The organism is Hymenobacter pini, assembly GCF_020421205.1.
GTDB classification, from domain to species: Bacteria; Bacteroidota; Bacteroidia; order Cytophagales; family Hymenobacteraceae; genus Hymenobacter; species Hymenobacter pini.
Map to the genome: position 1 here is coordinate 339974 of NZ_JAIZZH010000003.1, position 12874 is coordinate 352847.

The 12874-nt window shown below is 64.2% G+C and carries 8 protein-coding genes; 7 read left to right on the top strand and 1 reads right to left on the bottom strand.

The window, feature by feature from the left end:
* Window positions 1–324 precede the first annotated feature (324 nt).
* From LF252_RS12775 to LF252_RS12805, 7 genes are all read left to right on the top strand, one after another.
* Window positions 325–3348 (top strand): SusC/RagA family TonB-linked outer membrane protein, encoded by a 3024-nt coding sequence (locus LF252_RS12775; protein ID WP_226269981.1) that lies wholly within the window; start codon window positions 325–327, stop codon window positions 3346–3348.
* Window positions 3349–3360: 12 nt separating this feature from the next.
* The gene (locus LF252_RS12780) at window positions 3361–4716 is read left to right on the top strand and encodes a RagB/SusD family nutrient uptake outer membrane protein (protein ID WP_226269982.1); all 1356 of its coding nucleotides are present in this window, start codon (window positions 3361–3363) and stop codon (window positions 4714–4716) included.
* Between the two features lie 227 nt (window positions 4717–4943).
* A complete protein-coding gene (locus LF252_RS12785) occupies window positions 4944–7640 on the top strand; it encodes a M14 family zinc carboxypeptidase (RefSeq protein ID WP_226269983.1) in 2697 nt (898 codons plus the stop codon).
* An 81-nt stretch (window positions 7641–7721) separates the two neighbouring features.
* A complete protein-coding gene (locus tag LF252_RS12790) occupies window positions 7722–8219 on the top strand; it encodes a beta-class carbonic anhydrase (protein ID WP_226269984.1) in 498 nt (165 codons plus the stop codon).
* A 40-nt stretch (window positions 8220–8259) separates the two neighbouring features.
* On the top strand, window positions 8260–8982 hold the full coding sequence (bshB1, locus tag LF252_RS12795; RefSeq protein WP_226269985.1) for a bacillithiol biosynthesis deacetylase BshB1: 723 nt from the start codon (window positions 8260–8262) through the stop codon (window positions 8980–8982).
* A 169-nt stretch (window positions 8983–9151) separates the two neighbouring features.
* Window positions 9152–10630: a MocR-like pyridoxine biosynthesis transcription factor PdxR gene (gene pdxR / locus LF252_RS12800; RefSeq protein WP_226269986.1), complete on the top strand. Its 1479-nt coding sequence runs from the start codon at window positions 9152–9154 to the stop codon at window positions 10628–10630.
* Window positions 10631–10819: 189 nt separating this feature from the next.
* Window positions 10820–12142 carry a S41 family peptidase gene (locus LF252_RS12805; protein ID WP_226269987.1) on the top strand — a complete coding sequence of 441 codons (1323 nt, stop codon included), beginning with the start codon at window positions 10820–10822 and terminating at the stop codon, window positions 12140–12142.
* Between the two features lie 95 nt (window positions 12143–12237).
* Here the strand turns inward: LF252_RS12805 and LF252_RS12810 are convergent, their stop codons facing one another.
* Window positions 12238–12861, bottom strand: coding sequence for a DJ-1/PfpI family protein (locus LF252_RS12810; RefSeq protein WP_226269988.1), 624 nt, complete (start codon window positions 12859–12861; stop codon window positions 12238–12240).
* Between the last annotated feature and the right edge of the window lie 13 nt (window positions 12862–12874).

The following is a 12874-nucleotide window of genomic DNA, read 5'->3' on the forward strand; positions in this document are numbered from 1 at the left end:
TTTTTGCTTGCCTGTAGAGCGGAGCGGTAGCGCGCCACTGTTCTACGCTGTACCTGGGCCTTTCAGGCCTGTAGGGCTTGTTTTGGCGCCGGCTGCTTCGGCCCCAGAACTGCCTCCTCCTCCCTGCTTCCTCTCTCCGCAACCTGCTAGTTCCGTTGGCCCTTTGCCGGCTCACTAGCCCCCAGCTGTGCACAAGCTGGGCGTAGGACTGGAGGTTTTACTAGGGTTTCATCCTCTTCAGAATTCACCTTTTGACGCGCCGACGCAGCCACTGAGTGGGCTGTAGGTATGGCTGCGCGTGCTCACTCCTTGCATTTCCTGCATATGAAATCCTCTACCCTTCTGGCGGTGCCAGTAGTGGTGGCAGGCCTGGCCCCGGCGAGTTTCGCCCAGACGGCCGCCGCCCCCACAACCGGCACCATCATTGACGCCACGGACCGTACCCCTCTACCGGGGGTTACGGTGGTAGTGAAAGGCACCACCGTAGGTGCCTCTACCGGCCCTGATGGCACTTTTTCGCTGAATCTACCCGCCGGCAGCACCTTAATCATCAGTGCCGTCGGCTACGAAAGCCAAACCGTTGCGGCCACTGCCGGCCCTATTAGCGTAGCCCTAAAAGCCGATGTGAAGCAGCTTTCGGAAGTGGTGGTGACGGGCTACAGCGAGCAAAACCGCCGTACCCTAACAAGCGCTATTAGCTCGGTGAAGGGTGATGCGCTCAAGGACATTCCGGCGGCCAGTCCCGACCAGCTGTTGCAGGGCAAAGCGCCCGGCGTGCAGGTATCGGCCAACTCCGGGGTGCCGGGCGGGGGCGTGTTCATCCGCATCCGGGGCAGCAACTCCGTGAATGCCAGCAACGACCCGCTCTACGTGGTGGACGGGGTGTTCATCAACAACACCAATCTGATTGCCACCGGCCTGGGCAACCAGGTATCCAGCAATCCGCTGGCCGACATCAACCCCCAGGATATTGAGAGCATCGAAATCCTGAAGGACGCCAACGCCACGGCCATCTATGGGTCACGCGGGGCCAACGGGGTGGTGCTCATCCAGACCAAGCGCGGCAAGGCCGGCGACAAAACCCGCATCACCTTCAACACCTACCACGGCTGGTCGAAGGCGCCCAAACAGTACGAGCTGGTAACGGGCCCGGAGCTGGCTCAGCTGGAGAATGAGCGGTTTTTGAATGACGGCGGCAACCCGGCCCAGTTACCCTACCGCTCAACGGCCTCTGGGGGGCGGGGCTTGCCCGAGGAGCAGCAAACCTACGACCGACTCTCCGACGTGTTTCGCACGGCCCAGACCCAGAGCTACGAGCTGTCGGCGGCCGGGGGCTCGGCCAAAACCCAGTTTTACATCGGGGGCGGCTATTTCCGGCAGGAGAGTATTGCTAAGCCGACCAACTTCGACCGATTCAGCCTGCGCGTGAACCTGGATAACTCCGTGACGGATCGGCTGCGCATCGGCACCAGCACGGCCCTCACGCGCACGCACCGCAACGTGAGCAGCAACGACAACAACCCGGTGGGCGTTATCAACTCGGCCCTGTTCCCGCGCACCAACCTGCCCATCTACAATCCTGATGGCACCTACGCCAAGTACGGCTCCTTTGACAACCACCTGGCGCTCATCAACAACCTGAACAATGATGCGGTGGGCTCACGCGTCATCTCAAACGTGTACGGGCAGTATCAGTTCGGCAAGCACCTGACTCTGCGCAGCAGTTGGAGCATCGACTTCAACGACATGTACGAGAACAACTTCAACAACACGCTCATCCTGGCCGGGCAGCCCCGGGGCACGGCTACTTCCTTCCTCTCCCGCGACATCACTCTGCTCAACGAGCAGACTTTGAACTACTCGGTGGATTTCGGCGAGGACCATTCGTTGCAGGCCTTGGTGGGCAATACCATCCAGAAAAACACCTTCCAGCGCACTAGCCTCTCGGGCCAGCAGTTCCCGAGTAACGATTTGACCAGCATTGCCTCGGCCGCTACCCAAACGGGTTCCTCGTCCCGCTCCCAGGCCGGGCTGTTATCCTTCTTCGGCAAAGCTACCTACAGCTTTAAGCAGCGCTACACCGCCGATGTGAGTTTGCGGGCCGACGCCTCCTCCCGCTTCGGGGCCGATAACCGCTGGGGCTACTTTCCGGCCGTGGGTTTGGGCTGGCGCCTGAGCGAGGAAGAATTCATCAAGAACCTGAACGTGTTTCAGGAGCTGAAGCTGCGCGGCAGCCTGGGTAAAACGGGCAACCAGGCCGGCATCAGCGACTTTGCCGCCCGTGGGCTAGTACAGGGCGGGGCCAACTACCTCGATTTGCCCGGCACTACCCCCCTGCAGCTGGCCAACCCCAACCTGAGCTGGGAAAGCACCCGGCAGTGGAACGTAGGCCTGGATGCGGCCGTGCTGCAAAACCGCCTGCTGCTGGAGCTGAACTACTACGACAAGTACACCTCGGGCTTGCTGCTAAACGTGCCGGTGCCGCGCAAGACCGGCTTTGCTTCGGTGGTGGAAAACTACGGGGCCGTAAGCAATAAGGGCTTCGAGGTGCAGATAACGGCCAACTGGCTGCCGCGCACTGCCGCCGTGCAGTGGAGCACAACCGCCAACGTGGCCCGCAACGTGAACCGTATCGAGAAGCTGGCGGCTCCCATTACCTCGGGCTCCCGCGACATCTTCCGCCTGGAGGAAGGCGCCCCGCTCTACTCGTTCTGGCTCTACCACCAAACCGGCGTGAACCCCGAAACCGGCGACGCCCAGTACGAGGACGTGAACGGCGACGGGCAAATTTCGGTGGCCGACCGCCAGCTGGTGGGCAACGCCTGGCCCAACTATTTCGGGGGCGTAACCAACTCGGTGAGCTACAAAGGTCTGGATTTTGGCTTCACCCTGAACTTCGAGCAAGGGGCGAAAATCATGAACATGAACCGCTTCTTCCTGGTGCACGGCGGTACGCAGAGCAACATCGGCTACCTGCGCGAACAGCTGGACCGCTGGCAGAAGCCCGGCGACATCACCGACATTCCGCGCCTGACCACCAACCCAGCCTCCAACAACTACGGGGGCGTGGTGCAAAACCTGAGCGACCGGTACCTGGAGGATGGCTCGTTCCTGCGCCTACGCACCATTTCGCTGGGCTACACGGTGCCCCAGCAGGTAGTAAGCCGGGCCCGCCTCAACTCCCTGCGCGTGTACGTGCAGGCGGCGAACCTCTTCACCATCACGCCCTACTCCGGCCTCGACCCCGAGGTAAACTCCCAGAGTGGAGTGAGCAACACCAAAAATTTCGACTGGGCCACCGTGCCCCAGCCCCGCACCTTCCAGGTGGGCCTTACGGTTGGACTCTAAGCCTTTTCATCGATGAAATCTTCGCTATACCACTTGCTGTTTGCCGCCGTGCTGGGTGCTTCCACCCTGAGTATATCGGCTTGCAACGACCTGCTGGACCCCACGCCGGTGCAGCAGCTCCCCGACGACCAGGCCATTACCGACGCCAGCAGTGCCCGCTCCGCCACCATTGGCGTCTACGACCGAGTGCAGGCCTACTACCAGCTCAACTGGCCGGTGCTGGGCTTCTTGCCAGGAGAGAATGTGCGTTTCAATGGCACGCTGAACCAGTTTCTGCAGATTGACCAGAACCAGCTCAGCGCCGATAACGTGCTCATTACCGAGGCTTGGACCCAGATGTACCAGGCCGTGAACGGAGCCAACAACGTGCTGGCCGCCCTGCCCGGCATCAGTGACCCGCTACTGACGCCGGCCGAGAAAAACCAGCTGCTGGGCGAGGCCTACTTCCTGCGCGCCCTGGTGTACTTCGACCTGGGTCGCGGCTGGGGCGGCGTGCCGCTGATACTCACGCCCACCCGCTCCAAGGAAAACGGCCAGGGCACGCGCCGCAGCACCCAGGCCCAAACCTACGCCCAGGTGCTGGCCGACCTGACCCAGGCCGAAACTCTGCTGCCCGACGGCACCACCCGCAACCGCGCCGTGAAGGCCACCGCCCGTGCCCTGCGCGCCCGCCTGCACCTCTACCGCCAGCAGTGGGCCGACGCCGAGAGCTACGCCACCCAGGTTATCGGCAGCCCGAACTACGCCCTGGTGACGCCCTACCGCGCCATTTCCACCGCGCCCTTCCTGAGCCGCGAATCGGTGTTTGAGCTGACGTTCAGCAACTCCGACGCCAACTCGATGTGGAACAACTGGTTTCCCAGCGCCCTGGGCGGGCAGTTCAACTTCCAGCCCGTAGCGGCCGCCATCAGTCTGCTCAACGACCCCGCGGTGGGCGGCAGCCGCTCGGCCCTGCTGGGTAGCACCACCATTGCCGGCGCCAGCGTGACCTACGGCAACCTCTATAGCCGCTCGGCCCAGCGCGACGACCCGAGCTACGTGCTGCGCCTGGCCGAGCTCTACCTGATCCGGGCCGAAGCCCGCGCCAAGCAGGGCAAGCTCGCCGATGCCCTGGCCGACCTGAATGCCGTGCGCAGCCGCGCCGGGGTGCCCGCCAGCACCGCCGCCACCGAAGCACAGTTGCTGCTGGCCATCGAAAACGAGCGGCGGGTGGAGTTTGCCTTCGAAGCTGACCGGTGGTTTGACCTCGTGCGCACCGGCCGCGCCGGCACGGTACTCGGCGTCACCGACCAGCGCCGCTGGCTGTTCCCCATTCCCTTCAACGACCTCGCGGCCGACCCGGACCTGGAGCAGAATCCTGGGTACTGAGGCAGGGTGTTCAAGCCACTTAGCCCGTCATGTCGAGCTTGTCGAGACACCTCGCGTGCTTCGTTGAACGTCATTCCGAGCTTGTCGAGGAATCTCGCGTGCTGATACCAGATAGTAAACCTATTGTTCAACGAGATGGATAGTACTCCGGCGAGATGTCTCGACAAGCTCGACATGACCGCCTGATGAGACGCAGCCGTCTTTTCCTTCTTTTTACTCTCTCAGCCATGCTGAAATTATACTTCGCCGGCGCCCTACTCACCGTGGGGCTAGGGCTAGCCTTGCCCGCCGCGGCGCAAAACAGCTACTTCTTCCCGGCCGCCCAAGCCGGCAGCTTCGACCCGGCGGTGCCCACGCCGGAGCAGTTCCTGGGCTACCCCATCGGCACGCACTACACCCGCACCGACCAGATTGTGGCCTACCTGAAGGAGCTAGACCGGGTGTCGGACAAGGTGAGCGTACGGGTACTGGGCACCACGTTTGAGCAGCGGCCGCAGGTGGTAGCCACCATCACGGCCGCCCAAAACCAGCAGAACCTGAGCCAGCTGCAGAAAGCGCGGCGGGCCTTGGTCGACCCGAAGCTGCCCGCGCCCGACTACCGGCAGCTGCCGGTGGTGGTGAGCCTCAACTTCGGGGTGCACGGCAACGAAAGCAGCTCCTCGGAAGCGGCCCTGCTGCTGGCTTACTACCTCACGGCCTCCACCAGCCCCGAAACCAAGCAGTGGCTGGAGCAGGCCGTGGTGACCATCGACCCGCTGGAAAACCCCGACGGCCGCGACCGGGCCTCCCACTGGTTCGACCAGAACAAGTCCTGGCCCAACCCCACCGACCCGCTCGACCGGGAGCACACCGAGGCCTGGCCGGGCGGCCGCACCAACCACTTCTACACCGACTTGAACCGCGACTGGCTGGCCCTGACCCAGCCCGAAAGCCGGGCCCGCATGGGCTTCTTCCACGAGTGGTACCCCAACGTGATGATTGACTTTCACGAAATGGGCACCAACGGCACCTACTACTTCGAGCCTTCCAAACCATTCAGCACCGAAAACGACCTGATTCCGCGGGCCACCTACGAGGTGCTGAACGTGCACCTGGCCAAGTACTTCGCCAAGTCGCTCGACAACCTCGGCTCCTTATACTGGACCAAGGAGCAGTTCGACAACCTCTCGCCCATCTACGGCTCCACCTACCCCGATTTTCAGGGCGGCGTGGGCATCACCTTCGAGGTGGGCAGCTCGCGCGGGCTGGCCCAGGAAGGCTCGAACGGGGTGGTGACGTTCCCCTTCACCATCCGCAACCACGTGGCCACCGGCCTGGCCACGGTGAAGGGCGCGGTGGAGGAAAAAGACCTGTACCTGCGTCACCAGCGCGACTTTTTCGCCTCGGCCCTGACCGATGCCAAGAAGTTTCCGACTAAGGCCTACGTGTTCGGCAACGCCGCCGATGAGACGCTGACCAATCGGTTTCTGAGCTTGCTGCTGCAGCACCAGATTGAGGTGCACGAGCTGGACAAGAGCGTCACCCTCGACAAGCAGACGTTCGAGAAAGGCAAGGCCTACGTGGTGCCCACCAGCCAGCCCCAGTACCGCATCGTCCACTCCCTGTTCGAGGAGCTGACCACCTTCCACGACAGCGTATTCTACGACGTGACCGGCTGGAGCCAGGCCCACGCTTACGGCCTGGCAGTGGCCAAGCAGAAGAACACCAACCTGGTGCAGGGTGCGCCCATTACCGCGCTCAAGGTGCAGACGGGCACCGTGCGCGGTGGACAGAGCAGCTACGCCTACCTGCTGCCGTGGTCGGATTACAACGCCGCCCGCGCCCTGGTGGCCCTGCAGCGCGCCGGCCTGACGGCGAAAGTGAGCTTTAAGCCCTTCCGGGCCGGGGCTGACGAAAAGAATGCTACCGATTACGGCTATGGCACCCTGGTTATTCCGGTATCCGCCCAGAAGCTGCCGGCCGACTCGGTGTTCCAGATTGTGAGCCGCGTGAGCCGGCAAAATCAGGTCACGTTTACCGGCGTGGGCACTGGCTTCAGCCTGGGCGGCATCGACCTGGGCTCCAACAACGTGCGCACCGTGCCCGAGGTCAAAGCGGCCCTGCTGGTCGGCACGGGCATTAATGCCGCGGAAGCGGGTGAGGCGTGGTTCGTGGCCAGCCAGCAGCTGGGTTTGCCGCTTAGCCGCATCGAGGTCGGCAACTTCGGCCGGGCGCCGCTGGGGCGCTACAACACACTGGTGCTGGTAGGCGGCTCGTACGCAACCCTCGATAAGCCCACCGTGGAGCGGCTGCGTCGCTGGGTGCAGGACGGCGGCACGCTCATCACGCTCAAGAATGCCTCGGAGTGGGCCATCAAGCAGGGCATCGTGAAGGAAAAGCTGCTCATCCCGGCGCACGGCGGCTGGGCCGATACTACGGCGCTGGCCGAAGCCATTGCGGCCAATACGCCCCCGGCCCCCAAAGCCACCCAGCGCCCGAAGGCCGAGCTGCCGTTTGCCCGCCGCGCCGACTTTGTCAGCCAAGAGCAGGAAGGCACCCGCGCCATTGCTGGCTCCATCTATCAGGCCGATATCGATATCACCAACCCCATCGGCTTCGGGCTGACCAGCCGTAAGCTGTACGTATTCCGCAACGGCACCACCTTCCTGCGCCCCAGCCGCAACCCCTACGCCACCGTGGCCCAGTACACGCCCGCGCCGCTGGTCAGCGGCTACGTCTCGGCCAATAACCTACGGCAGATCCGCAACTCAGCGGCCGTAGTGGTCAGCAAGGTGGGCACCGGCCGCGTAGTCTTATTCGCCGACGACCCCAACTTCCGCCACTACTGGCACGGCACGTCGCGCCTGTTTAGCAACGCGCTGCTGCTAGGGTCACTGCTGAATCTGCCCGACGGCCCCGCGGCCATTTCGGCCGAGCAGGAGTAGCTACTGCGGGCCGGGGCGCGGCCCCGGCCCGCAGTAGTCGTTCCCCCTTCCACCCACTTCACGCGTTTTCTTCCGCCCGTCATGTCTGCTCTCACCGCCAAACCCCTCACCCGGCCCGCGCCGGCCCCTGCCCCAACCGCTACCCCCGCCCCGGCCCGTGACGCACGCCGCTTCGCCATCCTGACTTGCATGGACGCCCGCCTCGACCCCACGCGCCTGCTGGGCGTGCCCGAAGGCAGTGCTCACGTTATCCGCAACGCCGGCGGCCACGCCACCGACGAGGCCATCCAAAGCCTGATTCTCTCGCACCAGCTGCTGGGCACCCGCGAGTGGTTTCTGATTCAGCACACCGACTGCGGGGTGCGCCTTTCCGACCACGAACTGGCCGCTACCCTCGACGGCCGGGTGCCCACTATCGTCTCCGCTGGCCGCGCCTCCTTCTCCGAACTGCGGGCCGCCGTAGCCGCCGACCTGGCGCGCATCCGGCAGCACCCGCAGGTGCCGGCCGGGGTGCTGGTATTCGGCTACGTGTACGACGTGCGCCTCAACGAACTGCTGGAAGTAACGCCCCCCGCCTAACCCCCGCCGCTACCCCGTTTTCCTCACGGCTTCTGGTACCATGAAACTCGATGTTCTGATGCTGGCCGCGCACCCCGACGACGCGGAGCTGGGCTGCGCCGGCACGCTGCTGCGCTTCACGGCCGCCGGCCGCCGCGTCGGGGTGGTCGACCTGACCCGTGGGGAGCTGGGTACCCGGGGCTCCGCCGAGCTGCGCGACGCGGAAGCCCGGGAAGCGGCCCGCCTGCTGGGCCTGCACGTGCGCGAAAACCTGCGCATGCGCGACGGATTCTTCCGCAACGACGAAGCCCATCAGCTGCGCGTGGTGGAAGTCATCCGGCGCTTCCAGCCCGAGCTGGTGCTGACCAACCCCACCCACGACCGGCACCCCGACCACGGCCGCGCCGCCGACCTGGTGCACGACGCGGCCTTCCTGGCCGGGCTGCCCAAGGTGCAGACCCAGTGGGCGGGTGTCCCGCAGGCGCCCTGGCGGCCCCGGCTGCTGCTGCAGGCCATCCACAACAGCTACGTGCGCCCCGATATCGTGGTGGATATTACCGGGTTCTGGGAGCAGAAGCTGGCGGTCCTCACGGCGTTCAAAAGCCAGTTTTACCACCCCGAGTACGAATCCGAAGAAGCTACTACGTACATCTCCACCCCCGACTTCCTGCGCATCCTGGAGGCCCGGGCCCGGGAGCTGGGCAGCTACATCGGCGCGGCGTACGGGGAGGGCTACACCAGCCGCCGCCCCCTGGGCGTGGACGACCTGCTGACGCTGCGCTGAACGGAGACGGAGGGACACTACCCGCATAAAGAACCCCGGTCCGGCAGATGGACTGGGGGTCTTTGTGCGGGTAGTACGACCTTTGCCCGTATTCTTACCCACTGCCTGCCGCCATTACCCTGCGGCCCGCCGCGCTTAACGCCGCCGGTGGCCGCGGTGGATTTTCCATATGCTTCCTTACCAAACCCTCCTTCCCCTGCAGCGGGGCACCTCGCCCGGCCTGCCCCAGCAGATTGCTGCTGGTCTGATTGACCTGATCCGGCGGGGCGTGCTGCCGTTCGGGGCGCGGTTTCCGGGTGCCCGGCAGATGGCCGGGCAGCTCGGGGTGAACCGGCAAACGGTGGGCCTGGCCTACGAAGAGCTGCAGGCCCAGGGCTGGCTGGTGCAGCGGCCCCGCACCGCGCCGGTGGTTTGCGCGCAGCTGCCCGAGCTGCCCGGCCAGCCTTTACCGGCTGCCCCCGGGCAATTCCCGGCCCGGGCCGCCTTTCAGTTTGCCAGAAGCGACGCCGCCCCGGCCGCGCAACTGCCCGCCCGCCCATTGCTCGTGCTCGATGGCGGCTCGCCCGATGCGCGGCTGGCCCCGCATGCCTTGCTGGCGCGTAACTACCGATTGGCCTCCCGCGGGGCCACCCGCCACCCGCAGCTGCTGGGCTACGCGGCCCCCAACGGGGTGCGGCGTCTGCGTGAGCAGCTGGCCCGCTACCTGCACGACACGCGCGGGGTGCCCGCCACGGCCGACCAGGTGTTCGTCACCCGGGGCAGCACCATGGCCTTCTTCCTGCTGGCCCAGCTGCTGGTGCAGGCCGGCGATACGGTGGTGGTGGCCGCGCGCAGCTACGCCGAGGCTGATGCCATTTTCCAGCGCTGCGGGGCGTGGCTGGTGCGGGTGGCCGTGGATGAGCACGGACTGGTGCTGGACGAGCTGGAAGCCATCTGCCGGCGGCAGCCGGTCCGGCTGCTCTACGTGACGCCCCACCACCACTACCCCACTACCGTCACGCTGTCGGCCGCGCGGCGGGTACGGCTGCTGGCCCTGGCCGAGCAGTACGATTTCATTGTGCTGGAGGACGACTACGACTTCGACTACCACTACGCCGAAGCGCCCATTCTGCCCCTGGCCAGCGCCGACCGGCGCGGGCGGGTCATCTACACCGGCTCGCTGAGCAAGGTGCTGGCCCCGGCTTACCGCATTGGCTACGTGGTGGCCCCGGCGGAGGTGCTCGAGGCGTTGGCCCCCATCCGGGTGCTGGTAGACCAGCTGGGCGACCCGCTGCTGGAAACGGCCGTGGCCGAGCTGATGGCCGATGGTACCCTGCATCACCACCTGGCCCGCTCCCGGCAGCAGTACCAGCACCGCCGCAACGTGTTCTGCGCGGCGTTGCAGGCTCGCTTGGACCGGTGGTTTACCTTCGTGCCGCCCGCCGGGGGGCTGGCCGTGTGGGGGCGCTTTGCGGCGGGCATCGATCTGCCGAAGCTGGCGCAGCGTTGCCAGCAGCTCGGGCTGCTGATCAGCGACGGGCGGGCTTACCAGCTACCGGCCGAATCCCAACCCACGCACCTGCGCCTGGGCTTTGCCGCGCTTACGCCCGCCGAGTTGGAGCGCAGCGTGCGAATACTCGAAACCGCTCTTAATTCTGGCCTTGGTTAAAAGTTTGGTCCAAAGGTTAAACGGCTAATTAGCCTACCTTACCTCTAGACCAAAAGCGCCACTGTAAAAAGATAGGTAGCGAAGTAGGCAGAGTAGTTGTATCTACGAAATAATTCGTATAGTTGCGTCTACGAAATACTTCGTAGTAACTACTGCGTGAAATACAGCATACAGCCTCCTGCTTTACTTATGCGTTACCGTAAATTGTGCGTCCCCCTGCTGACCGTTATCGGTCCGCTTTGGTGCCAGGCTCAAACCACTGCCCCCTCCGTCTTAGACATCCCTCAGTTGATGGATTCGGTGGCGTTGCGCCTCCAACAGCACTACATATTTCCGGCAGAAGCCGAGCGCATGGGGACGTATGTACAAGGCCAGGCCCGGAAGCAAGCATACGCCGCGCTGGCGACCGACCCGAAACGCGTGGTGAAGCAGCTGCAGGCAGACCTGCAAGCCGTCCACCGCGACCCGCATCTGTTTGTGGAGTACAACCCAGCCCTGGCTACCGCGAGCCGCCGCAGCCCGCAACCCTCGGCCGAGGAGCAGGCGCAGGCCAAAAAGTACTGGGTGGCCAACAACTACCTGTTCAAGAAAGCCGAAGTGCTGCCCGGCAATATCGGCTACTTCCCCTTCACGGGTTTTGTGCCGGACGTAGCCGGGGCCAAGCCGACTATCAGCGGGGCCCTGCAGTTTTTAGCCAATACCAGCGCTCTGGTCATTGACCTGCGCGAAAATATGGGGGGCAGCCCGGAACTGGTGAGCCTGCTGGAAAGCTACTTTTTCCCGGTCAAAACGCATATGAACGACCTAATAAACCGGTCCACCAACGACACGACGGTCTTCTACGCGGACCCGGCGAAAGTGCCGTTTACCGTGTCGATGCCGGTGTATATTCTCACCAGCCATAACACGTTTTCCGGGGCGGAGGACTTTGCGTACGCCATGCAAATGGCCAAGCGCGCCGTGGTAGTGGGCGAAACTACGGGCGGCGGGGCACACCCCACCCGGCCGGTGTCGGTGGGGCAGGGCTTCGTGGTTTCCATCCCGTATGCTCGCTCGTTGAGCCCGGTTACGCACACCGACTGGGAAGGAACCGGGGTGGTGCCCGACGTGAAAGTAGCCGCCCAGGAGGCCCTGACCAAAGCCCGGGAACTGGTCTTGCGGGCCCAGCTTCAAAGGGCTACCAGTGAGCAGGAAAAGCGGCAAATGGACTACCTGCTGGATGAGCTGGCCGCCCAGCGTCCGGCGGCTAAGGGACCGTTGAGCCAGCTGCAGCTGTACACCGGCACCTACGGGCCGCTAACGATGTACCTGACGGGCAACAAGCTGTTCTGCAAAAATGCCGACGCAGGTAATTTAGTTACCGAACTCAGGCCGATTGCCCCCCACCGGTTTGTGTTGGATGACAACGCGCACGTCGAGTTTGTGCAAGACAGTCGCGGCAGATGGTCGCATATCAGGCTCTATGTCAGTGACGGCAATGTCTTCGAGGAACGGCGAAAAGAACGGAACTAATCACGTGGCATTGCCAGACCGGGGTAGTGGTTGCGCCGTCCGTTTAGCATTTGCACCAAACTTTTAACCAAGGCCAATTCTCTGGAATAGGCCGCTTACTCCGTGGTCGGCACCACGTGGGGGCCGGGCGCGTACTGCATCTCCCGCACCGTAGCCGCGGCCACTTCCGGGCCCAGCAGGCGGCTTACCACGTGCAGGGCCATGTCGATACCGGCAGAGATGCCGGCGGAGGTAATCACTTGGCCGTTGTCGGTCCAGCGCTGCTCCGGCGCCACGGTTGCGGTGGGCAGCAGCTCCTGCAGCTGCCGGGCCACGGAGTAGTGCGTGGTTACGGTTAGCCCGTCGAGCACCCCGGCCTTGGCCAGCACAAAGGCTCCCGTGCACACCGACAGCACCAGCTCGGCCGTGCGCATATGCCGGCGCACCCAGTTTAAAATTACCTCGTTGTGCATTTCCCGGCGGGTGCCCAGCGGGGTGCCGTCGGCCAGCCGGCTCGCCCCGCCCGGTATCAGAATAATGTCGGCGTCGGGATGGTCGTGCAGCCGGTAGGTCGGGTTCAGCGACAAGCCGTTGCGGGCAAAGATGGGGCTGTGCTCGGCTACGGTGAACACGTTGAAGGGACGTTTGCCGTCGACCTCGGTAACGGCGAATACCTCGAACGGGCCGGCAAAATCCAGCACTTCGACGTCGTGAAAAAGCAGAATGGCAACCTGGTACATGGGGCTGCGTGCA

What these genes read in the sequence shown, in the direction of transcription:
- LF252_RS12775 (WP_226269981.1), top strand. Translation starts at nt 325, where the DNA reads ATGAAATCCTCTACCCTTCTGGCGGTGCCAGTAGTGGTGGCAGGCCTG.
- LF252_RS12780 (WP_226269982.1), top strand. Translation starts at nt 3,361, where the DNA reads ATGAAATCTTCGCTATACCACTTGCTGTTTGCCGCCGTGCTGGGTGCT.
- LF252_RS12785 (WP_226269983.1), top strand. Translation starts at nt 4,944, where the DNA reads ATGCTGAAATTATACTTCGCCGGCGCCCTACTCACCGTGGGGCTAGGG.
- LF252_RS12790 (WP_226269984.1), top strand. Translation starts at nt 7,722, where the DNA reads ATGTCTGCTCTCACCGCCAAACCCCTCACCCGGCCCGCGCCGGCCCCT.
- bshB1 (WP_226269985.1), top strand. Translation starts at nt 8,260, where the DNA reads ATGAAACTCGATGTTCTGATGCTGGCCGCGCACCCCGACGACGCGGAG.
- pdxR (WP_226269986.1), top strand. Translation starts at nt 9,152, where the DNA reads ATGCTTCCTTACCAAACCCTCCTTCCCCTGCAGCGGGGCACCTCGCCC.
- LF252_RS12805 (WP_226269987.1), top strand. Translation starts at nt 10,820, where the DNA reads ATGCGTTACCGTAAATTGTGCGTCCCCCTGCTGACCGTTATCGGTCCG.
- LF252_RS12810 (WP_226269988.1), bottom strand. Translation starts at nt 12,861, where the DNA reads ATGTACCAGGTTGCCATTCTGCTTTTTCACGACGTCGAAGTGCTGGAT.